This window comes from Oceaniradius stylonematis (genome assembly GCF_003149475.2).
GTDB classification, from domain to species: Bacteria; Pseudomonadota; Alphaproteobacteria; order Rhizobiales; family Rhizobiaceae; genus Roseitalea; species Roseitalea stylonematis.
On the sequence record NZ_QFWV02000001.1, the window covers coordinates 204,376 to 229,871 of the forward strand.

Here is a 25,496-nt window from a genome sequence, read left to right on the forward strand (position 1 = left end):
ACAAGGGCCTGCACACCGAAGAGGGCGACATGACATGCTGAGCCCGGCGACCATACTGATCGTGCTGGCCTTTGCGGCGGCCTATGCGCTCCTGTCGCGGCGCATCGAAGCGTCGATCGTGACGCTGCCGATGATCTTCACCGCGCTGGGGCTGGCAATCGGCTCGGCGGGTCTCGACATGGTGCCCGAGCAGATCGATCAGGATGCGATCCACCTGATCGCCGAGATCACGCTGATCCTGCTTTTGTTCTCCGACGCATCGGGCGTGCGCCGCCAGGACCTCGCCGGCAATGCGGCGATCCCCGCGCGCATGCTGCTGATCGGCATGGGCATGGCGATCGTTCTGGGCACGCTGGTTGCGCGCTGGGTGTCGCCCGACCAGCCCTGGACGCTGGCGCTGCTGGTCGCCGCCATCCTGACGCCGACCGATGCGGCGCTCGGCCAGGGCGTTCTGACCAACAGCAAGGTGCCCAAACGCATCGGCCAGTCGATCAATGTCGAAAGCGGGCTCAATGACGGGCTGGCGCTGCCCGTGGTGCTGGTTGCGGCCATCCTCGCCGCCGACGGCATGGCCAGCCATGCCGGCGCCGTGCCGGACAATATCGCGCTTTTCGCGCTGGGGCAGGTGACGCTCGGCCCGCTCGCAGGCCTGGTGATCGGGTTCGGCGCGGCCAAGCTGCTCGACCTGGCCGTCGACCGGAACGCGACAACGACGGTGGCGCAGGGATTGTACTTTCTGGCGGTCGCCTTTTTCAGCTTTTTTGCGGCAGAGGCGGTCGGCGGCAACGGCTTTATCGCCGCCTTCGTCGGCGGCTTTGTCTTCGGCAACACGCTGCGCGCGCCGTCCTTGTTCATCCGCGAATTCATGGAAGGCGAAGGCCAGTTGCTGACGCTGCTCACATTCCTGATCTTCGGAGCGGTGCTTGCGCCGGTCGGGCTCGAACATGCAACATGGCAGACCGCGACCCTGTCGGTCCTGTTCCTGACGGTGGTGCGCATGCTGCCGATCTGGCTGTGTCTTGCCGGCACCGGGCTCAGCACCTACGAGAAGCTGTTCCTGGGCTGGTTCGGCCCGCGCGGGCTGGCATCGATCCTGTTCGCATTGCTGGTGCTGGAGCGGTTCGACATTCCCGGCGGCGAGGAACTTGTCGCCTGTGTCGTGCTGACGGTCCTGATGAGCATCGTGCTGCACGGGCTTACGGCGACGCCGCTGTCCAACCGCTTCGCAAGGACCGCCGCGCCGGCCCGATGAGCTTGCGGTGCGCCGCCAACGCAAATCGGCGCGGTTCCGCTTGAGCTTTGCTGCGCCGCCCCATACAAGCGGGCGACACCGCTTGAGGGGACGACACGCATGGCCAGGGCGATTCGCCTGCACAAGGGCGATCTGAGCGAAGAGGCGGCGGAGCGCTATGGCGACCGCATCGCCGTCGATACCGAAACGCTTGGCCTGAACCCGCATCGCGACCGGCTGTGCGTCGTCCAGCTTTCGCCCGGCGACGGCACCGCCGATGTGGTCCAGATCGCCAAGGGGCAGAAGAAGGCGCCCAACCTCGCCCGCCTCATGCGCGATCGCAAGAAGACCAAGATCTTCCATTTCGGGCGGTTCGACATCGCCGTGCTCGAACATGCGTTCGGCGTGACCACGCAGCCCGTCTTCTGCACCAAGATCGCTTCGAAGCTGACGCGGACCTACACCGACCGGCACGGCCTCAAGGACCTGACGCGCGAATTGCTGGACATCGACATTTCCAAGCAGCAGCAATCGTCCGACTGGGCGGCCGAAACGCTGACGGACGCGCAGCTCGACTATGCGGCCAGCGATGTCCTGCATCTGCACGCGCTGATGGATGGGCTGGTCGTGCGGCTCGAGCGCGAGGGCCGGACGAAGGAGGCGGAAGCGTGCTTCCGGTTCCTGCCCACGCGCGCGCGCCTCGACCTGATGGGCTGGCCCGAAACCGACCTTTTCGCCCACAGCTGACTGGACCGATAATGGACGATCCCCTGCTGATCTTCGATTGCGACGGCGTGCTCATCGACTCCGAGGCGATCTATCTGGAGGTCGAGTTCGACTTCCTGCGCTCCAAGGACATCGAGGTCGAGCGCGACTGGTATGTCGGCCAGTTCATGGCGCTGGCGCAGGACAAGTGGCGGGCCAAACTGTCCGATCTGTTGCTCGAAAAGACCGGCACGCCGCTGACCGACGACGACTACACGGCGCTCAAAAGCGTCTCGCGCCGCCGCGTTCTGGAGGAAGTCCGGCCGATCGCCGGGGTCGACACGCTCCTGAAGGCGATGGCCGCGCCACGCTGCGTCGCCTCGTCGACGCAGATGCCCTTCCTGCCGCTCAAGCTGGAGCAGGCCGGGCTGGCGAGGTTTTTCGGCGACGGCGTGTATTCGGGCGACATGGTCGAAAACGGCAAGCCAGCGCCCGACCTGTTCGCTTATGCCGCTGAAAAGATGGGCTACGCCGCCGAGGCGTGCATCACCGTCGAGGACAGCGCCAACGGGGTGCGCGGCGCCAAGGCCGCCGGCCAGTTCGTGATCGGCTTCACCGGCGGCGGGCACTGGACTGACAAGAGCGGCGCGGCACTCAGCGACGCCGGCGCCGACCATGTGGTCACCAGCCATGCGGAACTGGCCGACTGGCTCGCCGCCAACACCGGCGCGATGCGCGCCTGAACGCCAGATCGCCTGCCCCTCGCAGCAGCCCGACCGAGAGTGCTTTGTGAGCCGTTCCGGCTCGCCGCAGCGGCCAATACTATCGGGTACATTTGGAGCTCAGGAGTATCGAGCACTGGGAAGGGCTATTTGAATTAAATCAAAAAGCCCGAGAAAGCTGCGTAGTCGCACCGGCACTGACAAGCGCATCCGAGGCGACTGGCTCCAACAACTGATCACGCAAATCCCGTTTGAATTTGCATTATTTCTGAAATACGCTCTAATACTTTATCTTTTTGTTTTATGTTTAGGGGCGCGTGATGAGAATTTTTCGTAGTCTGGCCACTGTATGCGGCACACTTGGTCTGATGGCGGTAGCCACTGCCCCGGTCGGAGCTGAGGAATCTAAGGCGATATGCCAGATCACCGCGGGTTCTTCGTCGCACAGCAAATTCGCGGTGCTGAAATGCGCGAAGGAATCCTCTCCGCGCAACTTCATTATTCGCAATACCATTTTTGAGCGCGATGACCGCGACGGGTATCGCGATCTTGCTCGCTTCGCCGGCCGATCGTTCAACTGCACACTGACACGGGCCGGCACATCATCCCGCGGCGGCACTGCGTACACTCACTACACGGTCAGCGAATGTAGATAGAGAACAACCAGTGTGCGCAAGGATCGATGGCTGCAAATCACGCCTCGCAAGCGCGATCTTTCCTGAGGCGCGCGTGAACATCTGGTCATGGATTCGTTCAAGCGGCGTGCTTGTTCAATGTGCTCCCCGAGGGCCCGTCCATCTCGATCAGCGTTGATCGCAGTGATGGACCGCCCGACGGCGCCGTCGGCCTGGACGCCAGATCGCCTGTCCTTCGCCTCGATCCGAGCGACGGTTAGGTCAAGGCAAGACCGTTAGCCGCCCCGGCGGCTTTTGGCGAAGACGCCGACCCTGATCATCACTTCACGCGGGATCTTGTAAGTGCCGGTCAGATGATGATCGGAGCGCAGGCCGAGAAAGTCGCGCTGGATGAACAGCGCCCAGGCGCAATCCGCCGCCTCCTGCACCAGTTCGTCGCGGTCGCGATTGGCTCCTGGCGTCGCATCGTGGCGTTCGAGCGCGGCGAGCGCCGCCTCCAGTTTCCTTCCGGCACGGCCGAGCGCAGCCGCCGTTTCGGCGGCGGCTTCATGGGCAAAGGCGTCAAGGGTTGCCTGGCCGTTGGCCAACCTGCGCAATTGCGGCGGCTTGAGCATCGCATCCTTTCCGGCGTGTCGTGCCGGACATAGCGGCACAGGAACCCGCGTCGAGGCAAGAAAAAACCCGCCGGTCGCAACGACCGGCGGGCTGTCTGATGGAGACAGTCAGAGGCGCTTACTTGTCGCCATCGTCCTGCTTCTTGAGGGCGGCTCCGAGAATGTCGCCCAGCGAAGCGCCCGAGTCGGTCGAACCGAACTGGGCAACCGCTTCCTTCTCCTCGGCGATTTCCAGCGCCTTGATGGAGAGCGAGAGGCGGCGGTCCTTCTTGTTGAACTGGGTAACACGCGCATCGACCCGCTGGCCGACCGAGAAGCGCTCGGGGCGCTGCTCGTCACGGTCACGCGACAGGTCCGAACGGCGTATGAAGGCGTCAAGATCGTGGTCGACCAGCTTCACCTCGATGCCGCCATCGTTCACCGCGGTGACTTCGCAGGTGACGACGGCGTTCTTGCGCAGCGCGCCGGACGAAGCCGCATCGCCAACCGCATCGCCGGTCAACTGCTTGATGCCCAGCGAGATGCGCTCCTTGTCGACGTCGACGTCGAGCACGACGGCCTTGACCACATCGCCCTTGTTGTAATCCTCGATGGCGTCCTCACCGGACCGGTTCCAGTCGAGGTCCGACAGGTGGACCATGCCGTCGACATCGCCTTCCAGGCCGATGAACAGACCGAACTCGGTCTTGTTCTTGACCTCGCCCTCGACGACCTGGCCGACCGGGAAGTGCTGTTCGAACTCTTCCCAGGGGTTGTTGAGCGTCTGCTTGAGGCCAAGCGAGATGCGGCGCTTGTCCGGATCGACCTCCAGCACCACCACTTCGACTTCCTGACTGGTCGACAGGATCTTGCCGGGATGGACGTTCTTTTTGGTCCAGCTCATTTCCGAGACGTGGATCAGGCCTTCGATGCCCGGCTCGACCTCGACGAACGCACCATAGTCGGTGATGTTGGTCACGCGGCCGGTGATCTTCTTGCCGATCGGGTATTTGGTGCCGATGCCGTCCCACGGGTCCGCCTCGAGCTGCTTCATGCCGAGCGAGATACGGTGCGTTTCCTGGTTGATGCGTACGATCTGGATCTTGACCGTCTGGCCGATCTGCAGGATCTCGGTCGGGTGGTTGACGCGGCGCCATGCCATGTCGGTGACATGCAGCAGTCCGTCAATGCCGCCCAGATCGACGAATGCGCCGTAGTCGGTGATGTTCTTGACGACACCCTCGACCACCTGGCCTTCTTCGAGGTTCTGGACGATTTCCGAACGCTGCTCGGCCCGGCTTTCCTCGAGAACCGTGCGGCGCGAGACAACGATGTTGCCGCGGCGCTTGTCCATCTTGAGGATTTCGAAGGGCTGCGGCGTATGCATCAGCGGGGTGACATCGCGGATCGGCCGGATATCGACCTGCGAACGCGGCAGGAAGGCAACGGCGCCGTCCAGATCGACGGTGAAGCCGCCCTTGACCTGGTTGAAGATCTGGCCTTCGACGCGCTCGCCGGCCTCGAACTTGGCCTCGAGCTTGACCCAGGCTTCCTCGCGGCGGGCCTTGTCGCGCGACAGGACCGCTTCACCAAGCGCGTTCTCGACGCGCTCGACATAGACCTCGACGGTATCGCCGACATTGAGCGTGCCGTCCTTGGCTTTCGCTCCGAATTCCTTGAGTGCGATGCGGCCTTCAACCTTCAGGCCGACGTCGACAATGGCCATGTCCTTTTCGATGGCCGTCACCGTGCCGTTGACGACACGGCCCTCGATCGTATCCTGATCGGCGAACGAGGCTTCGAGGAGGCTCGCAAAGTCCTCCCGCGTGGGGTTCAGTTCTGACATTTATGCTCCTGATGCGCGGGCGGCATCGATCTGGTCATCGCCTCGCGCGGGCGCCGGGGTTTGTGTTTGTCTGCCAACAACGATCCGGCCCTTGAAGGGCGGTCCGGCGCGGGATCGATGCTGGACGGTTCAGTTGCGTTCAAGTGCCCGGTCGATTTTGGCACGGGCGGCCTGAAACGCCGTCTCTATAGTCATATCGGACGTGTCAAGCAAGTGGGCGTCGATCGCGGGCCGCAACGGCGAATCGGCGCGGCCCATGTCGCGCGCGTCGCGCTTTTGAATGTCGGCAAGGATCGCAGCTTCATCCGCAACGCCGCCACCGGCCAATATCTCGTGATAGCGGCGTTTCGCGCGAACTTCCGGGCTCGCGGTGACATAGAGCTTGGCCGTCGCGTCGGGGCACACGACGGTGCCAATGTCCCGCCCGTCGAGTACGGCGCCGGGCGGCGTTTCGGCGAAGCGGCGCTGTCGTTCCACCAGAGCCCGGCGCACCGCCGGCATCACGGCCACCTTCGATGCCGCCTCGCCGACGGCGTGCGCGGCCAGGACAGTGCGATCCATGGCCGAAAGGTCGAGCCGCTCGGCTGCGGCAACCGCTTCAGCCTCATCGTCGAGCGGCTTTCCGGTGGCGACGAGCGCATGGGCAACGGCGCGATAGGTCAGGCCGGTGTCGAGGTGACGCAATCCGTAATGGGCCGCGATGCGGCGCGCGAGCGTGCCCTTGCCCGATGCGGCCGGCCCGTCAATGGCGATCACCGGGATCATGCTCTGTCCTCCTGCGTGCGGGTATCGGCAGGCGCGCGAATATCCGTCTGACCCGTCACGGCCAGCGACCAGCGGCGATCGTTGGCGGCGATGTCGATCACGGCGCCGAACCGGACGAAGATTTCGGCCAATCCCGCAGGGTTGCGGGGCAGATGCCCGACCCGGGTGATGCCGGGCGTGCCGAGCGCGGTGAGCATGACGGCGGCAACCGCGGCATCGCTCCAACCGCCGGCGTCGTGGATGGCGGGATTGGCTGTCGCCTGTCCCGCAAAGACGATCGCGTCGCGTCCGTCCGCCTCGGCCTGAATGCCCATCGCCGCGAATGCGGCAAGCAACGACGCAACGGCATCGCCATTCAGGCCAACGGCGCATTGGACGCGTGTTGCCAAGTCATAGGGCGCGACCAAGCCTGCCACGAGCAGCGCGTCTTCGGGCGAATTCAGTGCCAGCGGCGCCCCAGGTTGCAGCAGGCAGCCATTGCCGGCGCCCGCGATCATTGTCGCGCCGTTCCGGCCAGCACGAATCCGCGCTCCCAGAGCATTCATGGCGCCGAGCAAGGGCGCTGTCTCGCCTCCGGGCGCCGCATCGCAAACGGTCTCGCCGGCGGCGAGACCGGCAAGGATGATGGCAAGGTGCGTTCCGGATGCGATCATGGTTCCATCGGGTGTCGGACGGGCAGGCATGCGTCCGGGCGCATACGCCAGCCGGTCAGGCCGGTCAAATCGGCTTGACCGCGGGCCGTTGCCGCATAGAAGGCGAGCCGTCTCCGCAGCGCCCGAACCAAGGCCAGAAATGGCTTTGACAGGGTAGGTCATTGCCGTTATGGACCGGTCCACCCTGAACACCTTGCGGGATAGATGCGCAAAGGCCGTTTGCGTTTCCCATACATGTCTTGATGAGGCCCTGCCGTGGCAAAACCTGACCTTGGAACCAAGCGCGTGTGCCCCGAGACGGGCCGCAAGTTCTACGATCTGAACAAGGACCCGATCGTCTCTCCCTATACGGGCAAGTCCTACCCGCTCTCCTTCTTCGAGGATGATGGCGCCGACGTCGTCGAGGCCAAGCCCGAAAAGGTCAAAGAGGACGTCGCGGAGACAACCGAGGAAGAGACCGAGACCGAGGGCCCGGAAGTGCTGTCGCTTGAGGATGCCGACGAGGAAAACGCCGAGGAAGGCGACGACAATCTGCCGGACCTTGGCGACAATACCGACGACGAAGTCCTGGACGATGACGAGGAAGAAGACGACACGTTTCTTCCCAGCGACGATGAAGACGAGGACGATGTCAGCGGCATCGTCGAAATCAATCCGGACGAAGACGACTGATCGTCCGCTGCGGCACAAAAGACCTTGATTAGGCGCCGGTGAGATTGTATCGAGCGCCGGTTCGCTCAAGCGGACCATCCTTTACGGGGCCATAGCTCAGCTGGGAGAGCGCTTGCATGGCATGCAAGAGGTCAGGGGTTCGATTCCCCTTGGCTCCACCAATTTTTTTGCGGGTTGCCGCCCGCCAACCCAACCCGCCGGTTCCGGTGAGAGGATTATCCTCTCACCTCCACCATTTTCCTGATCAATCGAGTGTGCGGGTCGGGCTCAGCGCGCGCGGGTCGGTGACGATCTCGATCAGGCTGGCGCCATCGCTCGCAAGGGCGCGCTGCATGGCCGGGGCGAACTGGCGGGTTTCGGCGACGCGTTCGGCTTCAAGGCCATAGGCGCGTGCAAGCGCGACGAAATCGGGATTGTCCAGGGACGTGCCCGAGATGCGGCCGGGATAGTGCATCTCCTGATGCATGCGGATCGTGCCATACATGGAATTGTTGACGACCAGAACGATGATGCCGAGCCTTTCCTGGGCCACCGTCCCCAGTTCCTGGACGGTCATTTGCAGGCATCCGTCGCCGGCCAGCGCGACCACCGGCCTGCCGGGTTCGGCGAGCTTGGCGGCGACCGCGGCCGGCAAGCCATAGCCCATCGACCCGGAGGTCGGCGCGACCTGCGTGCGGTAACGCCGGTGGCGGTAGAAGCGATGCAGCCAGGCGGCATAGTTGCCGGCCCCATTGGTCAGGATCGCGTCGTCCGGTAGGTTCTCGCGGAGCCAGATGATCGCTTCGCCCAGATTGAACGTGCCGGGCATGGCGGTGGCTTCGTCCGTCCAGCCGCGATAAGCCGCGTTGCGCTCGGCAGTCCATTTTGCCCAGACGGGATCGCGCGGCGCCTCAAGCCCTTCGGCAGCGTCGAGGAACGCGCCGACCGAAGCGGCGACCGGCAGGGCCGGCTGGAATACATGGCCCAACTCATCGGGCTCGGGATGGATGTGGACAAGCGTCTGGCGCGGCACCGGGGCGTCGAACAGCGTGTAGCCGGACGTCGTGCAGTCGCCTAGCCGCGCGCCGAGCGCTATGACCAGATCGCTGTTGCGGATCGCATCGGCCAGCGCAGGATTGATGCCAAGGCCGGCATCGCCCGCATACTGAGCGTGAGTGTTGGGAAACCGGTCCTGCGCCCGGAACGCGCAGGACACCGGCAACGACCAGCGCTCGGCGAAGGCGACAAAGCGATCGACCAGACCTGCATCCCAGCCCGGCCCGCCGGCAATGACCAGCGGCCGTTCGGCCGCGTGAAGCATTTCTCCAAGCCGTTTGATGGCGTCGGGGTCCGGATGGGCGCTGATGGGCTGTGACATGGGCGCGGCGACGGTGTCGGCGGTGCCGGACAGCACGTCCTCGGGCAACGCCAGCACGACGGGGCCGGGCCGGCCGGACTGCGCCACGGAGAAGGCGCGCGCCATGTATTCGGGCAGGCGTTCGGTCTGGTTGACCTGCGCCGCCCATTTGACCTGATCGCCAAACATAGCCTTGACGTCGACTTCCTGGAACGCCTCGCGATCCATGTCGCCGCGCGCCACCTGACCCATCAGCACGATCATCGGCGTTGAATCCTGCGCAGCGACATGCACGCCCGCATAGGCATTGGCCGCGCCCGGCCCGCGCGTCACCAGACAGATGCCGGGCCGGCCGGTCAGCTTGGCGTGCGCATCGGCCATCATCGCCGCCCCACCCTCCTGGCGGGCGATGGTCAACCGGATTTGCGGCGCATCGTGCAGCGCATCGAGCACCGGCAGGTAGCTCTCGCCGGGCACGCCAAAAACTTGCGTGACGCCATTTTCGATCAGAGCGTCGACGACCAGTTGCCCGCCGGATTTGGCCATGTCCCGATCCCGATCCTATGCCGTTGCGGCGGATGGTGTGTGCGCTCAGCCGGGATTCGTCAAGACCGGGCGCAGCCGTGCAACGGCGCCCGACAGGCGCGCACGGACCAGATCGGCCAGCGCGTCGCCCGCGATGGCGAGCGGGCCGCTATTGTCGATGGTCACCGCCGTATCGGCGCCGCGATAGGCGGGCACGGAGCGGCGGAGACGGCCGGCGATCTGTTCTGCCGTTTCGCGTCCGCGCGCGGCAAGGCGCGCTGCGATCACCTCGGGGTCGGCGACGATCTCGACCACCTGAACGTGCGGAAACCGGTCAAACAGCCGGTCGAGCGCCTGGCGCGATCCGTTGACGATGGCAACGCCGCCGGTCTCGACATGGTCGAGAACCGCCGTCGGGATGCCGTAATGCAGGCCGTGCGCCTGCCATTCGGCACAGAAGGCGCCTTCAGCCAGCAGCCGGCGAAACTGGTCTTCGGTGACCGGATCATGGTCTTCGCCCCGGCTGTCGGCGGGACGGCTGATGACGCGGCGCACGAACAGGACACGGTGGTCGCAGGCCAGCGCGGCGCGCGCATGGTTGATGACACTGTCCTTGCCGACGCCGCTGCGCCCGACGACAGCAAAGAGCATGCCGGTCGCAGGATCGACGCCGCCCATCAGGCCACCCGGCGCCCCTCGCGCCAGACCTGGCGGACGACCGGAATCGTGTCCTGACGGCCCACACGCACCAGATCGGCGCGCAGGCCGGGCGCCAGCCGGCCCCGGTCGTCGAGCCCCACCTGACGTGCCGGATTGGCCGTCACCATGGCGATCGCGTCCGGCAGGTCGATATGGTCGATCTCCTCGGCCAGAACGAACGGCGCGTAGACCAGCGAGAACGGCACATAGTCGGACGACAGCACGTCGAGAACGCCTTCGCGCGCCAGTTCGCGGGCGGCAATGTTGCCCGAGTGCGACTTGCCGCGCACAACATTGGGCGCGCCCATCAGAACGCCCATGCCCGCATCGTGGCTCGCCTTGGCCGCGGTCATCGATGTCGGGAACTCGGCCACCGTGACGTTGAACTGTTTGGCTTCCTCGACATGATCGAGCGTCGCATCGTCATGGCTGGCAATGGCAATGCCGCGTGCCGCGCAGATCGCAGCCAGCGCGTGCCGGTGCTTGTCCGAATAGATCGCCGACTGCATCTGCCGGCGTTCGACAAAGGCGCGGAACTCCTCGTCGGACAGGCCGCGCTTGGTCTTGTAGTAGAGCTCGTACTGGTCAAGCGTCTGGAACTGGCGCTGGCCGGGCGCGTGATCCATCAGCGAGATCAAGCCGACGGCCTCATCGTCCTCGAATTCGGAAAAATGGTCCATCACGTCGGCGGCGGACACCTCGCAGCGCAAATGGATGCGGTGCTCGGCGCGCAACCGGCCCTCGCGCTGCGCCTCCTGGATGGCGCCTGACATGGCCCGCATCTCGCCTTTTTCGAAGCCGCCATCCTCGTCGGAACCCAGCCGCAGGCAATCGAACACGGTGGTGATGCCGGAAGCCGCGATCTGCGAATCATGGGCCTGAATGGCGGCGGTCAGCGGCCAGCGAACGCCGGGACGCGGCGCGAAATGCTGCTCGAGATGGTCGGTGTGCAGCTCGATCAGCCCGGGGACGACATAGTCGCCATCCATGTCCTCGCCATGGGCCACGGCGCCGGCATCAATGTCGGTGATCACGCCATCTTCGATGACGATCGTGCCGTGCAGGACCTGATCTTCAAGAACGAGGTTGGCGTTGGTCAGAACGGTTTGCGGCGTCATCGGATGCGCTTCTCTTTGTCGGGGAATCGGCGCATTGGCGCCGGCCTTCCTATGGTCCGTCTTTATGACGTTTGCGTGACCGTCTCAACGCAGACACGCGGCGATCAAGCCGTCAGCCCGCCTGGCGGCCGACCAGCCGTGCCCGCAAGGCGCCGGAGACGTTGTCGAAGATGAAGACGACGATCAGGATCAGGATGACCATGTAGAAGACGTTTTCCCAGTCCTGATTGGTGCGCATGGCTTCCCAGAGCTTGAGGCCGATGCCGCCGGCCCCGACAGCGCCGATGATCGTCGCAGACCGCGTGTTGGACTCCCAGAAATAGAGCGCCTGGCTGGCAAAGATGGGCAGCACCTGCGGCACCACGCCGAAACGCTGGACAGCCGCCGGGCCCGCGCCGACCGAGCGGACCCCTTCGCGCTGCTTGTCGTCGATGTTTTCCAGCGCTTCGGAATAGAGTTTGCCGAGTGTACCCGTGTCGGTGAAGAAGATCGCCGAAATGCCGGCCAGCGGCCCCGGGCCGAAGGCGCGGGTGAAGAACAGGGCCCAGATCAGCATGTCGACCGAGCGCAGGAAGTCGAAGAAGCGCTTGAGGATCTGGTTGACGAACCGGTTGGGCGTGATGTTGCGGGCGGCGGCAAAGGACAGCGGAAAGGCGATGAAGACCGCAAAGAGCGTGCCGACGAAGGCCATCACGATGGTCTGCAGCAGTTTGATCCAGACATCGCCGTGCTGCCATTCGGCGTTGTAGACGATGTTCTGCCACATGATGCCGAAGTTGGACCGCCCCTCCTCGATCGGCGGGCCGAACGCCTTGCCCATGACCTCGCCGAAGCCCAGGCCCCAATAGGGCGAAGCCGGATCGAACACGAAATTCTCCCAGCCCAGGAAGCGGCGATTGACCTTGACCTCGCGGTGACGGATTTCTGCACGCCCGTAAAAGCCGAAGTCGATGAAGACCTTGGCGCCCGGCGCGCGCTGGCTTGCCCACTCTGGCAGCGGCCCCTGCGGCAGGACCTGCTCGTTCTCCCGGTCGATCAGAACGTCAAGCGTGCCATTGTAGCGGGTAACGATGACGCGGTCGGGGGTCACGTCGATGGTGCCGCGCTCATAGATGGTCACCAGAGCGCGCGCGACGCCCTGCCGCGTTTCCGTGACGACCGCCTCGTCCGCCGCCGGCGCCGCGCCGCCAAGGGCATTGTCTTCGGCCGTCAATGTCGCATCGGAATTGGGCGACATGAACGAGAAGCCCTCGTCGGCCGGCGTTGCCGCCGCATCGCCATCAAGCGCGTTGTCCTCGGCGGTCAGCGTCGCATCGGAGTTGGGCGACATGAAAGAGCCCGACGCCGGTGCGGCCGATGCCGAATTGTCCGTCGGGCGGTCGACGATAACTGTGACGGTACCCTGTTCCGTCTCGATCCAGTCGGGATCGGGGTTCTCGCCGAGCGGCGAAAAGCGCGGGAACGTCACCTCGATCTCGCCGTCGCGATATTCGATGTCCGGCCGCACCTCATAGGACACCCAGTCGGCCAGATAGGTGCCGGCAATGTTCCAGTTGCCGTTGGCAAAGACCTGGCCGATCGAGAAGAACCAGAAGGCGTAGATGCAGTAGGCGGTCACCGCGGCGACGGCCAGCGGCGCGGCGAAGCGCTTGTGGAAGGGCCGCCGGAACACGTCAGGCTGGCGAGCCATGATCTCGTCGATCCGGGCGGCGGAAAGCGGTTGGGCGGACATGGTCATGGCATCATCTCCCCTAAGCGCCGAACTGGAAGGCCTGGTCGCCGACGATCTTGCGGCGCAGCCAGGCCGAAAGCTGATCGACGGCGACGATGGTGACGAAAAGAAGGAGTATGATCGCCAGCGTCTTGGCCTCGTGGCCGCGGCTGATCGACAGGCGCAGCACCTCGCCAATGCCGCCCGCGCCCACCGCACCGATGATGGTGGAGGCGCGCACATTGATCTCAAGCCGCAGCAGCGTGTAGCTGAGAAAATTCGGCATGATCTGCGGCACGATGCCGAACCAGACGCGTTCGGTCCAGTTGGCGCCGACCGCGCGCAGACCCTCATCGGGTTTCATGTCGGCGTTTTCGACCACCTCGAAGAACATCTTGCCGAGCGCGCCGATCGTGTGGATCGACACGGCGATGATCGCCGGCACCGGGCCAAGCGAGAAGATGGCAAGGAAGAAGCCGGCGATGACGATCTCCGGGAAGGCGCGCAGGAACTCCATGAAGCGGCGCACGACAAAGCGCAGCCAGCGGGTCGTGGTCAGGTTGGTGGCGGCCAGAAAGCAGAGAAGGAAGCCGAAGATGAAGCCGATCAGGGTCGACAGGATCGCGATATTGAGCGTCTCGACCATCTTGTGGATGTATTCGGGGACGTACCAGGTGCCCCAGAAATAGACGCGGCCATCGGGGTAATCATATTTGAACGAGCCGTCATAGTAGGGGCTCTCAAGATCGAACAGCGCCCGCCAGACCTCCCAGCCGTCGCGCGGGATCATGCCGCCGACAAAATCGAAGAAATGCGGCAGCCGGTCGAAGAACTTGCCTGCATTGGTCTCGTTGGCGAACCACAGCGACGCAAACAGCGCAACGAACAGGATGCCCAGGCTCAACGCCGTGTAGAGACGGCGCTGGCGGACGAGATCGCGCCAGTGGCGATCGACATCGTATTGCCCGTTTCGGACATACGCGTCGGGATCGTGCAAGTCTGTCGATGCCATGGGAAAAGGTCCGCCAGATGATGACGCGCCGCGCCCCTTTCGGAACGCGGCGCGGCATGGTGTCGATCAGGCTCAGGAGCCGATCTTGGACTTACGGGCGGCGACGATGGTCTCGTAGAACGAGTGGTCCACGTCGATGAAGCCGGCGAAATCGCCGCCCTGGACCGAGCGGAAGCAGTCCGGATGGTTTTCGGGCATGGCCTTGAAGAACTCGATGAACCTGGCGCGCACGTCCTGATCGAGCTGGTTGGAGACGACGATCGGGCCGTTCGGGATCAGCGGCGAGCGCCACACTTCGTTGACCTCGTCCATGTCCAGAAGGCCCTTGTCGACCATCTTGCGGATGTTGCCCGAGGTGTAGCCGTCGGCGAACTCGCCAACGCCCGACGACCAGGTCACCTGAACGTCGAAATTGCCCTTCAGCATTTCGAGAACGCCATTCTCATGGCCGCCGCCGAAGCCGGTTTCGGAGAAGTATTCGTCGACCGGCATGCCGAGCTGTGCCGGCAGGGCGACGGACGGAACGAGGAAGCCGGAGGTGGAGTCCGGGTCGGCAAAGCCGAGCCGCTTGCCCCGTGCGTCCTCGATCGACTCGATGCCCGAATCCTTGCGGGCCAGCATGATCGAATAATAGCCGGTGGCGCCATCCACCTGCTGGGTGGTTAGGACCGGGTCAACGGCTTCGGGGTCTTCGAGATAGACCTTGGCATAGGCCGAGGCGCCCAGTTCGGCATAGTCGAGCGTGCCGCCAAGCAGGCCCTGGACGACGCCGTCATAGTCGGCGGCGGGGAAAAGCTGAACTTCCTTGACGCCGATGGCTTCGGGCAGAAGGTCGATCAGGCACTGGTTGTTGCGCAGGCGGTCGGCTTCGTTTTCACCGCCCAGAATGCCGACGCGGAACACGTCCTGTGCATGGGCGCTGGTGGCAACGAGAGCGACGGCAGCGGTCGCGAGCAGGGTCTTCTTCAGCATGTTTGGTCTCCCGGAAGTGGCATGAAGATCGGGCATGGCCCGGTTGGCCGTGTTGAAACAAAAAAACCGCCCGTCCGGCCCGGCGAGCGGCTAAACCTGTCAGGCGCCAACCAGCGCCGGTTCCTTGGTTTCCTTGGCGCGTGCGGGCCTTGCCGGCGCGAGGCTGGTCGAGGTGACGGCTTCGGAGAACGCATCCTCGAGCCCGTCCGCGCCATAGATCGAACGGGCGGCGGCCTCTGTCAGATCGTCCGGTCCGCCATCGAACACGACCTTGCCCGCCTGCATGCCGATGATGCGCTCGCAGAAGGTGCGGGCGGTGTCGAGCGTGTGCAGATTGGTGACGACGGTGATGCCGTCATTGCGGTTGATGTCGCGCAGCGACTGCATGACGATCTGAGCGTTGCGCGGATCGAGCGACGCGATCGGCTCGTCGGCGAGAATGACCTTGGGCTGCTGCATCAGGGCGCGGGCGATCGCGACCCGCTGCTGCTGGCCGCCCGACAGGGTTCCGGCGCGCTGCATCGCGGCGCGCTCGATGCCCAGCCGTTCGAGCGCCGCGATCGCCATGGCGCGTTCCTGATCGGAGAAGATGTTCAACAGGCTTGCCACCGACGAGCGGTGGTTGAGCCGCCCGAGCATCACATTGGTCAGAACGTCGAGGCGCGGCACCAGATTGAACTGCTGGAAGATCATGGCGCAGTCGCGCTGCCAGTTGCGCAGCTTCTGCCCGCGCAGCGCCGACACGTTCGTGCCGGAGAAGACGATCTTGCCCTCGGTCGTGTCGATCAGCCGGTTGATCATCCGCAGCAGCGTCGACTTGCCCGCGCCAGAGGCGCCGATAACGCCCACCATCTGCCCTTCGGGAATGCCGATCGTCACATTGTCGACGGCGACATTGGTCCCGAAACGACGGGTGACCTGGCTGACTTCGAGCATTCGCAAAGGACCTTTTCGCAACCGCACACGTTTCGCGGCCTATCGGCCCGATGTGAATGTCCAATGTCAGTTCGGTGTCAGTTGTGTAACAGTCCACAGCCCCGAACCAGGCTTGTCAGCCGCCATGTCTGGCGAGAAAGGCCTCGGCCTCAAGCGTCCGGAAATCGTCGAGTGCGCCGCGCAGATCGGCATGGCTCCAGTCCCACCAGGCCAGTTTCTCCATGCGTTCGGCGATGTTCGGGGTGAACCGGTCGCGGATCGGCCGGGCGGGCACACCGCCGACGATGGCGTAGGATGCAACGTCTTTGGTGACCACCGCGCCGGAGCCGACGACGGCGCCGTTGCCGACCGTGACGCCGGGCAAAATGATCGCGCCGTGGCCGATCCAGACATCGTGGCCGATCACGACCCGGTGGTCGCGGCGCCAGGTGAAGAACTCGGGTTCGTTGTCGGCGTCGTCGAAATAGTCGCCCGCCCGGTAGGTGAAATGGTGCTGGGTCGCCCGCCAGGTCGGATGGTTGGTGGCGTTGATGCGCACATGACTGGCGATGTTGGCGAACTTGCCGATGGTTGCGCACCAGGCCTCGGTCTGGCGGATCAGGTAGGAATAGTCGCCGATCTCGCACTCGGTGACGACGCAACCCTCGTCGATCTCGGTGTAGCGGCCAAGCGTCGAGCCGGTGACGCGCGCTGTTGCATGGACCATCGGCTGTTCGGACAGTTTGGGCATTGGCTCAGGCGGCCTTTTGCGGGGCAAAGCCGGTGACTTCGATGATGCGGTCCGCCACCGCCTCGCGCAGGTCGGCGTCGTGGAAGATGCCGAGGAGAGCGACGCCGTCGGCCTTCTTCTCACCGATCATCGCAACGACGACGGCGCGGTTGGCGGCGTCGAGCGATGCAGTCGGCTCGTCCAGCAGGAGGATCGGATGGTCGGTGATGAAGCCGCGGGCGATGTTGACCCGCTGCTGCTCGCCGCCCGAGAAGGTGGCCGGCGGCAAGTCCCACAGCTTTTCGGGCAGATTGAGGCGGGCAAACAGGTCCGCGGCGCGGCGGCGCGCCGTATCGGGATCGGCGCCGCGCTGCACCAGCGGTTCGGCGGCGACATCGAGCGCGGAAACGCGCGGCACTGCGCGCAGGAACTGGCTGACATAGCCGATCGTGTCGCGCCGCACGGCCATCACCTGACGCGGCTCGGCCCGCGCGAGGTCGATCAGCGTGCCATTGTGGCGGATCAGGATCTGGCCGACATCGACGGCATAGTTGCCATAGAGCATCTTCAGGATGGACGACTTGCCGACGCCGGACGGCCCGCTCAGCACCGCGCACTGGCCGGTCTCGATCGAGAAATGCACCGCGTCGACCACCGGAATGCGGACGCCGCCGCGCAGATGCATGGTGAAGCTCTTGGAGACACCGGAAACGATCAGGGGAACGGCCATCGCATCATGCCTGCAGGATCGACGAAACGAGAAGCTGGGTGTAGGGCGCGCGCGGATCGTCGAGCACGCGGTCGGTCAGGCCGGTCTCGATGACCCGGCCGTCCTTCATGACGACCATGCGGTGCGACAGGAGCCGCGCGACGGCCAGATCGTGGGTGACGACGACGACCGCCAGACCCAGATCGGTGACAAGCCCGCGCAACAGGTCGAGAAGGCGCGCCTGCACCGACACGTCGAGGCCGCCGGTCGGCTCGTCCATGAAGACAAGGCGCGGACCCGTGACCAGATTGCGCGCGATCTGAAGGCGCTGGCGCATCCCGCCCGAAAAGGCGCGCGGCTGGTCGTCGATCCGATCCTCGGCAATTTCGACGCGGCCGAGCCAGTCGCCGGCGGTGGCGCGGATGTCGCCATAATGCCGGGCACCGGTCGCCATCAGCCGCTCTCCGACATTGGCGCCCGCCGACACGGTCATGCGCAGGCCGTCCGCGGGGTTCTGGTGGACAAAGCCCCAGTCGGTGCGCATCAGGAAACGCCGTTCCGCTTCGCCCATCCGGTAGAGATCGCGGATGTGGCCGTCGCGCATGCGGTAGGTCACCGTGCCCGTCGTCGGCATCAGCCGTGTCGAGATGCAGTTGAGCAGGGTCGTCTTGCCCGATCCGCTCTCGCCGACCACCGCCAGAACCTCGCCCGGCCAGATGTCGATGCTGACATCCTCGCAGCCGATGCGGCTGCCATAGAATTTCGACACGCCGCTGGCGGACAGAAGCGGTTTGTCTTCATCGAAGGCCGGCAAGCCCTTACCCTGCGCTTGTTGAAGGGGCGGGTTTGCGTTTTCACCTCGTCCATTGGCCGGCTCAGGGTAAGGTGAAACACTGTCGCTTTGTGTCATCATGTTGCCGCTCCTTCACTTGCCATCGAGCCTTTGTGGCCGGCGGCACGGCGCTTTTCGCAATGGTCGGTGTCCGAGCACGCGAACATGCGCCCGCCGCGATCGTCGAGAACCACCTCGTCGAGATAGACGCCTTCGGCGCCGCACAGGGCGCAGGGCTGGTCGAACCGGTTCACCTCGAACGGGAAATCCTCGAAATCGAGACTGACGACGCTTGTGTAAGGCGGCACCGCATAGATGCGCTTTTCGCGTCCGGCGCCAAAGAGCTGCAGCGCTTCGGACTGGTCCATCTTGGGATTGTCGAACTTGGGCGTCGGCGACGGGTCCATCACATAGCGGCCCTTGATCTTGACCGGATAGGCATAGGTGGTCGCGATGTGGCCGTTGCGCGCGATGTCCTCATAGAGCTTGACGTGCATGAGCCCGTAATCCTCGAGCGCGTGCATCTTGCGCGTCTCGGTCTCGCGCGGTTCCAGAAAGCGCAAGGGCTCGGGGATCGGCACCTGATAGACAAGGATTTGTCCTTCGACGAGCTTCTCCTCGGGAATGCGGTGGCGCGTCTGGATGATGGTCGCGTCGGCGGTGCTGGTCGTGGTGTTGACCTCGGCGACCTTGGCGAAAAAGGCACGGATCGAGACCGCGTTTGTCGTGTCGTCGGCGCCCTGGTCGATGACCTTGAGCGTGTCGTCAGGGCCGATGATCGAGGCGGTGACCTGCACGCCGCCCGTGCCCCAGCCATAGGGCATCGGCATCTCGCGCGAGGCGAACGGCACCTGATAGCCGGGAATGGCGATCGCCTTGAGGATCGCCCGGCGGATCATCCGCTTGGTCTGTTCGTCCAGATAGGCGAAATTGTAGGTGGCGAGTTCGGCGGGTTGTGTGGTCATTCAGCGGCCCTTCTTCCCTTCGCGTAGCGCGCCAGACGTTCGGCCAGCGTACCCGTATGAAGCTCGAACATGTGGTCGTCCTCGTCGTAGAAGTAGATTGAGCGGCCTTCGCCGGGAACGCGGGGGCGCGGCGGCTTCATGTCGAGGCCCAGTCGGCGGACGCGCTCCACGCAGGCATCGAAATCGGCCTCGTCAATCTTGAAGGCGACATGGTCGTAGCTGCGCTCGCACCGGCGCTCGCCCTCCATGATCGCGATCCAGACGCCTCCGGCCAGAAAGAACTTCTCGCGCGACAGCGAGAACGTTTCCTCGCCGCTTGCGTAGACCTCTTCGGCGCCCAGCACCTCGACGAGGATGCGCGTCATCCGTTCGAGATCGGAGACGATGAAGGTCACATGAGACAGCCCCTCGATCATTCGGCTGCCTCCGCTGCGGTTTCGCCCGCATCGCGCCGGCTCTCATGTTCGGCGCGCATGGTGCGGACCAGCTCCAGTTCGGCCTGGAAGTCGACATAATGCGGCAGTTTGAGATGCTCGACGAAGCCCGATGCCTGGACGTTGTCGCAGTGGGAGATGACGAACTCCTCGTCCTGGGCCGGCGCGACGATGTCCTCGCCCAGTTCGCGCGCCCGCATGGCGCGGTCGCACAGGGCCATGGCCATCGCCTTGCGCTCGGACTGGCCGAAGACGAGGCCGTAGCCGCGCGTGAACTGCGGCGGCGCCTGGGACGAGCCCTTGAACTGGTTGATCATCTGGCATTCGGTGAGCTGGACGCGCCCGATGGTCACCGCAAAGCCGAGCTCGGGCATATCGACAGCCACCTCCACTTCGCCGATGCGGATCTCGCCGGCGAACGGGTGAGAGCGCGCATAGCCGCGCTGGGTGGAATAGGCGAGCGCCAGCAGGAACCCCTCATCGCCGCGCGAGAGGGATTGCAGGCGCGTGTCGCGCTGCATCGGAAATTCCATCGGTTCGCGGGTGATGTCGCCGGGCATCTCCGTTGCCGCATCGCCGTCGCCCTCGATCAGCCCGTCCTCGGCCAGAATGTCCGAGACGCGCATGGCGCGGGCCGGTTCGCCCTGGCGGCGCGCGGCATCCGGCACTTCGGCATCGCCGGCAAGCTCAGGGTCGAGAAGCCGGTGGGTGTAATCGAAGGTCGGCCCGAGCATCTGGCCGCCCGGCAGGTCCTTGTAGGTCGCCGAGATGCGCCGTTCGATGTGCATCGCGCCGGTGTCGACCGGCTCGGAATAGCCGAAACGCGGCAGCGTGGTGCGATAGGCGCGCACCAGGAAGATCGCCTCGATCATGTCGCCGCGCGCCTGCTTGACCGCCAGCGCGGCCAGGTCGCGGTCATAGAGCGCGCCCTCGCTCATCACCCGGTCGACGGCAAGCGCCAACTGGCCTGCGATCTGCGCCAGCGTCAGCGCCGGAACGGACCGGTCGCCGCGCCGGCGATCGGCGAGCAGCCGGTGCGCATTGCGGATCGCCTTTTCGCCGCCCTTGACCGCCACATACATGTCAGTTCTCCGTCGCCTGGATGCGCGTCGTGCGCGGCAGCGCGGCGACCGCGCCGGGCGTGGCCAGCACGATGTCGATGCCGCGCGGGAACAGCGCATTGTTGTCGGCCCAAAGGGCCGCAAACCGTGCCGGAAGCCCGCTCGGCGCCAGCGTTGCGCTCTGTTCGATGCCCGGCCCGGTCAGCGTCAGCGCCGGGCCGCCCGTCAGCTCCGGCACCTGGACGATCAGCGTCGCCGACCGGTCCGGGTATTCCTGCGTACCGCGGGCAAAACGGTCGAACGAGCCGAGCGACGGGCCGTAGCCGATCAGCGCAAAGGCGGCCTCGGCGGGATCGCCCGTGACCGGTGCGCCGGCGTGAAAGCCGAGCCAGCGCGCCACGGCACCGTCCGTTGCCAATGCCGCATCGAGCCAGACCGGCGTGTCGGCATCGCACAAGGTGAGCGCGGCGGCGGCGGCGACCGGGCCCAGCGGCGGCGGGGCGGAAGCGCGATGGCTGACGGCCTGCACTGTGCCGGGCCGGGCCATGGCGTCCATGAGTGCGTGGAAGACCGATTGGGCATCGAAGACGGGCGAGCCAAAGCCGCCGGTGACGATCGCGTCGTTGGATTGCATCGCCATCAGTCGTCTCCCCGCACCATGGTGAAAAAGTCGACCTTGGTCGCCGTGGTCTCGGCGGCGCGGCCGGCGTCGCGCACGGCGATCGCCGCCTGGAGCGGCGCGATCACGGCCTCATCGAGCCGGGCGGCCATCGCCTCATCCTGAGCCAGCGCATCGATCACGGCGGCGAGTTTGACCTTGGCCTTGTCGCGGCCGAGCACCATGGCGTGACCTGTCGTGCCGTCGGCGAGGCGGACGCTGGCGCGGGTCGCGGTCGCTTCGCCCAGATTGAACGGTGCGCCACCGCCACCCATGCGGCCGCGCAACGCCACCAGCCCGATCTCTGGACCACGCACCAGCTCGCATTCGGGATCGATGCCGAGGCCGTTCCAGCATTCGGCGAGCAACGATGCGTCGCCCTGGGCCAAGACCGACAGGCGATGCCGGCGCGCCTGGGCATGTTCGTTCATGGACTCTGGTGCGGTCATTGATATCTCCAATTTGTCTATTGTTATAGACAACTAGATAAGATAGTCTCACGATTAGGCGACCGCTGTGACAGAGTTATGACAAGGCCGGAAAAATGACCGCGCAATCGGACCAGATCGAACGCCAGTCGGGCATCGCCATGTGGCGGCAGATCGCCGATGCGATCCGCGCGGGGCTGTCGGGACCGCTCGTCGATGCGGACGGCAAGCTGCCGCCGGAAAAGGCGCTGGCGGAACGGTTCGGCGTCAACCGGCACACGGTGCGCGCGGCCATCAAGGCGCTCGCGCATGAAGGGGCCGTCCAAAGCCATCAGGGGCGCGGAACCTTCGTGCGGCGCAAGCCGCGCCTGACCTACCGGATCGGCCAGCGCACGCGGTTTTCGGAAGGGCTTGAGGGCCAGGCGGCGAACCGCGGCGCCGAACTGCTCGACCACGGGCGGGAACCGGCAACAGCGGACATCGCCCGTGCGCTCGATATCGCAACGGGCGCACCGGTCATCCGCCTTGAAAGCCTTGGTCTTGCGGACGGCATGCCGGTGTCGCGCGCGACATCGTGGTTCGACGCAGGCCGTTTCGGCGCGATCGCCGACATCTTTGCCCGGTCCCGGTCGGTGACCCGCGCTTTGGCGCAACTGGGCGTGACCGATTATGTGCGGGCATGGACGCGGATCGAGGCACGGCACGGCACAGCCGACGATCTCGACCATCTGCGTCTGTCGCCGGGCGCGATCGTGCTGGTTGCCGAGGCGGTCAATGCCGACATGGACGGACGGCCCGTCCAATATTCGCTGTCCCGCTTTGCCGCCGACCGGGTGAGCCTTCAGGTCGACGGCGGCTGACCCCTACCTGCCGATCATCCAGTCGGTCAGCCAGCGCATGCGGCGGCCGGAGGGGCGAATGATGGTGTCGCGCAGGATCGGCCATTGCGGCAGGACGAGCACCGAGCGCGCATGGGTGAATTCGGCAAAGCCTCGCTTGCCGTGATAGGCGCCATAGCCGGACGTGCCGACCCCGCCGAATGGCAGGTGCTCGACCGCAAGGTGAACGATGGCGCCGTTGACGACCGCGCCGCCCGATGTGGTCCGGGCCACAAGTTTTTCCGCCGCGCGCGCATCGCGCCCGAAGGCATAAAGCGCGAGCGGATGATCGCGCCCGGTGATGAAACGCACCGCATCGTCCAGATCGTCATATTCAAGGATCGGCAGGATCGGCCCGAAAATTTCTTCCGTCATCAGCCGGCTGTCCGGCGCCGGGCCGATAACGACGGTCGGCGGGATGCGGCGGGCTTCCGGCGCCGCGTCACCGGCGCTCAGCACGGTCAGGCCGGCGTCCCGCGCTGCTTCGATCATCGCGGCCAGGCGGTCATGATGCCTTTCGGTGATGATCGATGTGTATCCGTCTCCAGTCGCCGGATCGGGATGGGCGCGCCTTGCCGCGGCGATGATCGCCTCTCCGAATGCCGCCGCCTGCCCCGTGGGGACGAACAGATAGTCGGGCGCAACGCAGGTCTGGCCGGCACTGTAGAACTTGCCGAAGGCGACGAGCGGCGTGTGCTTTTCCGGATCGGCGTCCGGCATCATCACGCAGGGGCTCTTTCCGCCAAGTTCCAACGTCACGGGCGTCAGGTTTTCCGCCGCCGCCATGGCGATCTTCCGGCCAACCGCGGTCGAGCCGGTGAAAAAGAGATGGTCGAAGGGCAGTTCGGAAAAGGTTTTGCCGATTTCGGGCCCGCCGGTCACCACAGCCACCTCGTCCTCTCCATAGACATCGGCGAACAGCCGCGCCAGAAGGTCTGCGGTGCGCGGCGTGAATTCCGATGGCTTGATCAGCACCCTGTTGCCCCCGGCGAGCGCTGTGGCCGCCGGTATGACGGCAAGCTGGAACGGATAGTTCCAGGGCGAAATCACACCGACGACGCCCTTGGGTTCGTGGCGCACATAGGTGCGGCCCGGAATCGGAATGCCCAGATTGAACATGCGGGTCGGGTTCGCCCAGCGGTCCAGGTGGCGGCAGGTGTGCTCGATGCTGCCTATCGTCACGGCAACTTCCGCCGACAGGGTCTCGTCGGCCGACCGGTTGCCGAAGTCGTCGCTGATCGCGTCGACGATCTCCGACCGGCGGGCGCGGATGGCACGGAGCAGATCGCGCAGCTTCATGCGCCGCGCGCTGATACCGGGCACCGAATCGAACGAAAAGGCCGACCGCTGCACGTCGAAGGCCGCCTGAAGACGGTCGTTATCCGGTTTTTGGGGTGCGTTCATGACGGCAATATAAGCGTGCGACCGCGCTTCGTCATCGGGCCCGTCATGCATACTTGACGGCGCGGGCGCGGACGCAGCACGGTGCCGCTGCGGGCGCCGGACAACGGAGGAAATGCGGCCAATGGAAATGCTGACCCCCACGGCGGCCTGGGCCGCGGACGAACACCGCATGTTCACCGACGCGGTGCGGCGCTTTTTCGCCGACGAGCTGGTGCCCAACATGGAGCGCTGGACCGAACAGGGCGTCGTCGAACGCGGCTTCTGGGAGAAGGCCGGAGCGCACGGGATCATGGGTGGCGCGGTGCCCGAAACCTATGGCGGCGCCGGCGGCGGCCTGGCGTTCGATGCGATCACGCTCTACGAACAGGGCAGGGTCGGCGATGCCGGCTGGGGCTTCGGCATCCAGTCGATCGTCATCCATTATCTGCTCGCCTATGGCAGCGAGGAGCAGAAGCAGCGCTGGGTGCCGGGCCTTGTCAGCGGCGACAAGGTGGCGGCGCTTGCCATGACCGAACCGGGCACGGGCTCGGACCTTCAGGCGATCCGCGCCTTCGCCGAGAAGGACGGCAACCAGTACAGCCTGAACGGCTCGAAGATCTTCATCACCAACGGCCAGACGGCCGACCTGATCGTCGTCGCCGCCAAGACCGACAAGAGCGAAGGCGCCAGGGGCATGTCGCTGATCGTGCTCGAAACCGAGGGCGCGGAGGGGTTCCGGCGCGGCAAGAACCTCAAAAAGCTCGGCATGAAGGCCAACGACACGTCGGAGCTGTTCTTCGAGGATGTGAAGATCCCGCGCACCAACCTTCTGGGCGCCGAAGAGGGCCAGGGCTTCTATCAGTTGATGAAGCAATTGCCGTGGGAGCGGCTCGTCATCGCGCTGACGGCGCTGGGCTATATCGACTATGCGCTTTCGGAGACCATCGGATACGTGCAGGAGCGCAAGGCATTCGGCCAGCGCATCATGGATTTCCAGAACACCCGGTTCAAGCTCGCCGAGATGAAGACGAAGGCGGAGATGCTGCGCGCCTTCGTCAATGACTGCATCGTCAAGGCCGAGGCCGGCACGCTCGATCCGGCCACCGCGTCCATGGCCAAATATTGGGGCAGCGAGGTGCAGAACGAGGTGATGCACGAGTGCCTGCAACTCTTTGGCGGCTATGGCTACATGATGGAATATCCGATCGCCCGGCTCTATGCCGATGCGCGCGTGCAGATGATCTATGGCGGCTCGAACGAGATCATGAAGGAGCTGATCGCCCGGTCGATCGACGTCTGAGGGGTCGC

General features: G+C 65.1%; 26 protein-coding genes and 1 tRNA gene. 7 read left to right on the forward strand and 20 right to left on the reverse strand.

Annotated elements, in window-relative coordinates; genetic code table 11:
• Positions 1-34: 34 nt before the first annotated feature.
• The 3 genes from DEM25_RS01005 to DEM25_RS01015 all read left to right on the forward strand — a co-directional run bounded on the left by DEM25_RS01005 (position 35) and on the right by DEM25_RS01015 (position 2,679).
• Positions 35-1,252 carry a cation:proton antiporter gene (locus tag DEM25_RS01005; RefSeq protein WP_109766759.1) on the forward strand — a complete coding sequence of 406 codons (1,218 nt, stop codon included), beginning with the start codon at positions 35-37 and terminating at the stop codon, positions 1,250-1,252.
• Positions 1,253-1,351: 99 nt separating this feature from the next.
• A complete protein-coding gene (locus tag DEM25_RS01010) occupies positions 1,352-1,978 on the forward strand; it encodes a ribonuclease D (RefSeq protein WP_109766758.1) in 627 nt (208 codons plus the stop codon).
• A gap of 11 nt (positions 1,979-1,989) precedes the next feature.
• Positions 1,990-2,679, forward strand: coding sequence for an HAD family hydrolase (locus DEM25_RS01015; RefSeq protein WP_109766757.1), 690 nt, complete (start codon positions 1,990-1,992; stop codon positions 2,677-2,679).
• Positions 2,680-3,568: 889 nt separating this feature from the next.
• Here DEM25_RS01015 and DEM25_RS01020 read toward each other — a convergent pair.
• From DEM25_RS01020 to DEM25_RS01035, 4 genes are all read right to left on the reverse strand, one after another.
• Complete coding sequence (locus DEM25_RS01020; RefSeq protein ID WP_109766756.1) at positions 3,569-3,907, reverse strand: DUF6665 family protein; 339 nt, start codon at positions 3,905-3,907, stop codon at positions 3,569-3,571.
• 118 nt (positions 3,908-4,025) lie between these two features.
• The gene (gene rpsA, locus DEM25_RS01025; RefSeq protein WP_109766755.1) at positions 4,026-5,732 is read right to left on the reverse strand and encodes a 30S ribosomal protein S1; all 1,707 of its coding nucleotides are present in this window, start codon (positions 5,730-5,732) and stop codon (positions 4,026-4,028) included.
• Positions 5,733-5,861: 129 nt separating this feature from the next.
• Positions 5,862-6,497, reverse strand: a complete 636-nt coding sequence (gene cmk / locus DEM25_RS01030; RefSeq protein WP_109766754.1) for a (d)CMP kinase — start codon at positions 6,495-6,497, stop codon at positions 5,862-5,864.
• Positions 6,494-7,150, reverse strand: coding sequence for a carboxyvinyltransferase (locus DEM25_RS01035; protein ID WP_109766753.1), 657 nt, complete (start codon positions 7,148-7,150; stop codon positions 6,494-6,496). The genes cmk and DEM25_RS01035 overlap by 4 nt, the downstream gene beginning before the upstream one ends.
• A gap of 255 nt (positions 7,151-7,405) precedes the next feature.
• Here DEM25_RS01035 and DEM25_RS01040 point away from each other — a divergent pair, with 255 nt between their 5' ends.
• Entirely contained in the window at positions 7,406-7,822 is a 417-nt protein-coding gene (locus DEM25_RS01040; protein ID WP_109766752.1) for a TIGR02300 family protein, read from the forward strand.
• A gap of 85 nt (positions 7,823-7,907) precedes the next feature.
• A tRNA-Ala gene (locus DEM25_RS01045) sits at positions 7,908-7,983 on the forward strand.
• A gap of 83 nt (positions 7,984-8,066) precedes the next feature.
• On the opposite strand, the gene DEM25_RS01050 is transcribed toward DEM25_RS01045, so the two are convergent.
• The 15 genes from DEM25_RS01050 to phnG form a co-directional block, all read right to left on the reverse strand.
• The gene (locus DEM25_RS01050) at positions 8,067-9,704 is read right to left on the reverse strand and encodes a thiamine pyrophosphate-binding protein (RefSeq protein ID WP_109766751.1); all 1,638 of its coding nucleotides are present in this window, start codon (positions 9,702-9,704) and stop codon (positions 8,067-8,069) included.
• Positions 9,705-9,749: 45 nt separating this feature from the next.
• Positions 9,750-10,361: a phosphonate metabolism protein/1,5-bisphosphokinase (PRPP-forming) PhnN gene (gene phnN / locus DEM25_RS01055; protein ID WP_245412708.1), complete on the reverse strand. Its 612-nt coding sequence runs from the start codon at positions 10,359-10,361 to the stop codon at positions 9,750-9,752.
• Positions 10,361-11,500: an alpha-D-ribose 1-methylphosphonate 5-triphosphate diphosphatase gene (locus DEM25_RS01060; protein WP_109766750.1), complete on the reverse strand. Its 1,140-nt coding sequence runs from the start codon at positions 11,498-11,500 to the stop codon at positions 10,361-10,363. The genes phnN and DEM25_RS01060 overlap by 1 nt, the downstream gene beginning before the upstream one ends.
• A gap of 112 nt (positions 11,501-11,612) precedes the next feature.
• Complete coding sequence (phnE, locus tag DEM25_RS01065; RefSeq protein WP_196780230.1) at positions 11,613-13,238, reverse strand: phosphonate ABC transporter, permease protein PhnE; 1,626 nt, start codon at positions 13,236-13,238, stop codon at positions 11,613-11,615.
• A gap of 13 nt (positions 13,239-13,251) precedes the next feature.
• The gene (gene phnE, locus DEM25_RS01070; RefSeq protein ID WP_109766749.1) at positions 13,252-14,223 is read right to left on the reverse strand and encodes a phosphonate ABC transporter, permease protein PhnE; all 972 of its coding nucleotides are present in this window, start codon (positions 14,221-14,223) and stop codon (positions 13,252-13,254) included.
• A gap of 72 nt (positions 14,224-14,295) precedes the next feature.
• Entirely contained in the window at positions 14,296-15,195 is a 900-nt protein-coding gene (gene phnD / locus DEM25_RS01075; RefSeq protein ID WP_109766748.1) for a phosphonate ABC transporter substrate-binding protein, read from the reverse strand.
• Positions 15,196-15,294: 99 nt separating this feature from the next.
• Positions 15,295-16,131 (reverse strand): phosphonate ABC transporter ATP-binding protein, encoded by an 837-nt coding sequence (gene phnC / locus DEM25_RS01080; protein WP_109766747.1) that lies wholly within the window; start codon positions 16,129-16,131, stop codon positions 15,295-15,297.
• Positions 16,132-16,246: 115 nt separating this feature from the next.
• Positions 16,247-16,861 carry a DapH/DapD/GlmU-related protein gene (locus DEM25_RS01085; RefSeq protein WP_109766746.1) on the reverse strand — a complete coding sequence of 205 codons (615 nt, stop codon included), beginning with the start codon at positions 16,859-16,861 and terminating at the stop codon, positions 16,247-16,249.
• A 4-nt stretch (positions 16,862-16,865) separates the two neighbouring features.
• Positions 16,866-17,570 carry a phosphonate C-P lyase system protein PhnL gene (gene phnL / locus DEM25_RS01090; protein WP_109766745.1) on the reverse strand — a complete coding sequence of 235 codons (705 nt, stop codon included), beginning with the start codon at positions 17,568-17,570 and terminating at the stop codon, positions 16,866-16,868.
• Between the two features lie 4 nt (positions 17,571-17,574).
• Positions 17,575-18,363: a phosphonate C-P lyase system protein PhnK gene (phnK, locus tag DEM25_RS01095; RefSeq protein ID WP_245412709.1), complete on the reverse strand. Its 789-nt coding sequence runs from the start codon at positions 18,361-18,363 to the stop codon at positions 17,575-17,577.
• Between the two features lie 95 nt (positions 18,364-18,458).
• Positions 18,459-19,346, reverse strand: coding sequence for an alpha-D-ribose 1-methylphosphonate 5-phosphate C-P-lyase PhnJ (locus tag DEM25_RS01100; protein ID WP_109766744.1), 888 nt, complete (start codon positions 19,344-19,346; stop codon positions 18,459-18,461).
• On the reverse strand, positions 19,343-19,762 hold the full coding sequence (gene fosX, locus DEM25_RS01105) for a FosX/FosE/FosI family fosfomycin resistance hydrolase (RefSeq protein WP_109766743.1): 420 nt from the start codon (positions 19,760-19,762) through the stop codon (positions 19,343-19,345). The genes DEM25_RS01100 and fosX overlap by 4 nt, the downstream gene beginning before the upstream one ends.
• Positions 19,759-20,862 (reverse strand): carbon-phosphorus lyase complex subunit, encoded by a 1,104-nt coding sequence (locus DEM25_RS01110; RefSeq protein ID WP_109766742.1) that lies wholly within the window; start codon positions 20,860-20,862, stop codon positions 19,759-19,761. The genes fosX and DEM25_RS01110 overlap by 4 nt, the downstream gene beginning before the upstream one ends.
• Position 20,863: 1 nt before the next feature.
• A complete protein-coding gene (phnH, locus tag DEM25_RS01115; protein ID WP_420578887.1) occupies positions 20,864-21,475 on the reverse strand; it encodes a phosphonate C-P lyase system protein PhnH in 612 nt (203 codons plus the stop codon).
• A gap of 5 nt (positions 21,476-21,480) precedes the next feature.
• The gene (gene phnG / locus DEM25_RS01120; RefSeq protein ID WP_109766740.1) at positions 21,481-21,948 is read right to left on the reverse strand and encodes a phosphonate C-P lyase system protein PhnG; all 468 of its coding nucleotides are present in this window, start codon (positions 21,946-21,948) and stop codon (positions 21,481-21,483) included.
• 95 nt (positions 21,949-22,043) lie between these two features.
• Here phnG and phnF point away from each other — a divergent pair, with 95 nt between their 5' ends.
• Entirely contained in the window at positions 22,044-22,787 is a 744-nt protein-coding gene (phnF, locus tag DEM25_RS01125; protein WP_109766739.1) for a phosphonate metabolism transcriptional regulator PhnF, read from the forward strand.
• A 3-nt stretch (positions 22,788-22,790) separates the two neighbouring features.
• On the opposite strand, the gene DEM25_RS01130 is transcribed toward phnF, so the two are convergent.
• The gene (locus DEM25_RS01130) at positions 22,791-24,209 is read right to left on the reverse strand and encodes an aldehyde dehydrogenase family protein (protein WP_158585130.1); all 1,419 of its coding nucleotides are present in this window, start codon (positions 24,207-24,209) and stop codon (positions 22,791-22,793) included.
• A gap of 112 nt (positions 24,210-24,321) precedes the next feature.
• On the opposite strand from DEM25_RS01130, the gene DEM25_RS01135 reads away from it, so the two are divergent.
• Positions 24,322-25,488, forward strand: coding sequence for an acyl-CoA dehydrogenase family protein (locus tag DEM25_RS01135; RefSeq protein ID WP_196780231.1), 1,167 nt, complete (start codon positions 24,322-24,324; stop codon positions 25,486-25,488).
• Positions 25,489-25,496: the final 8 nt, after the last annotated feature.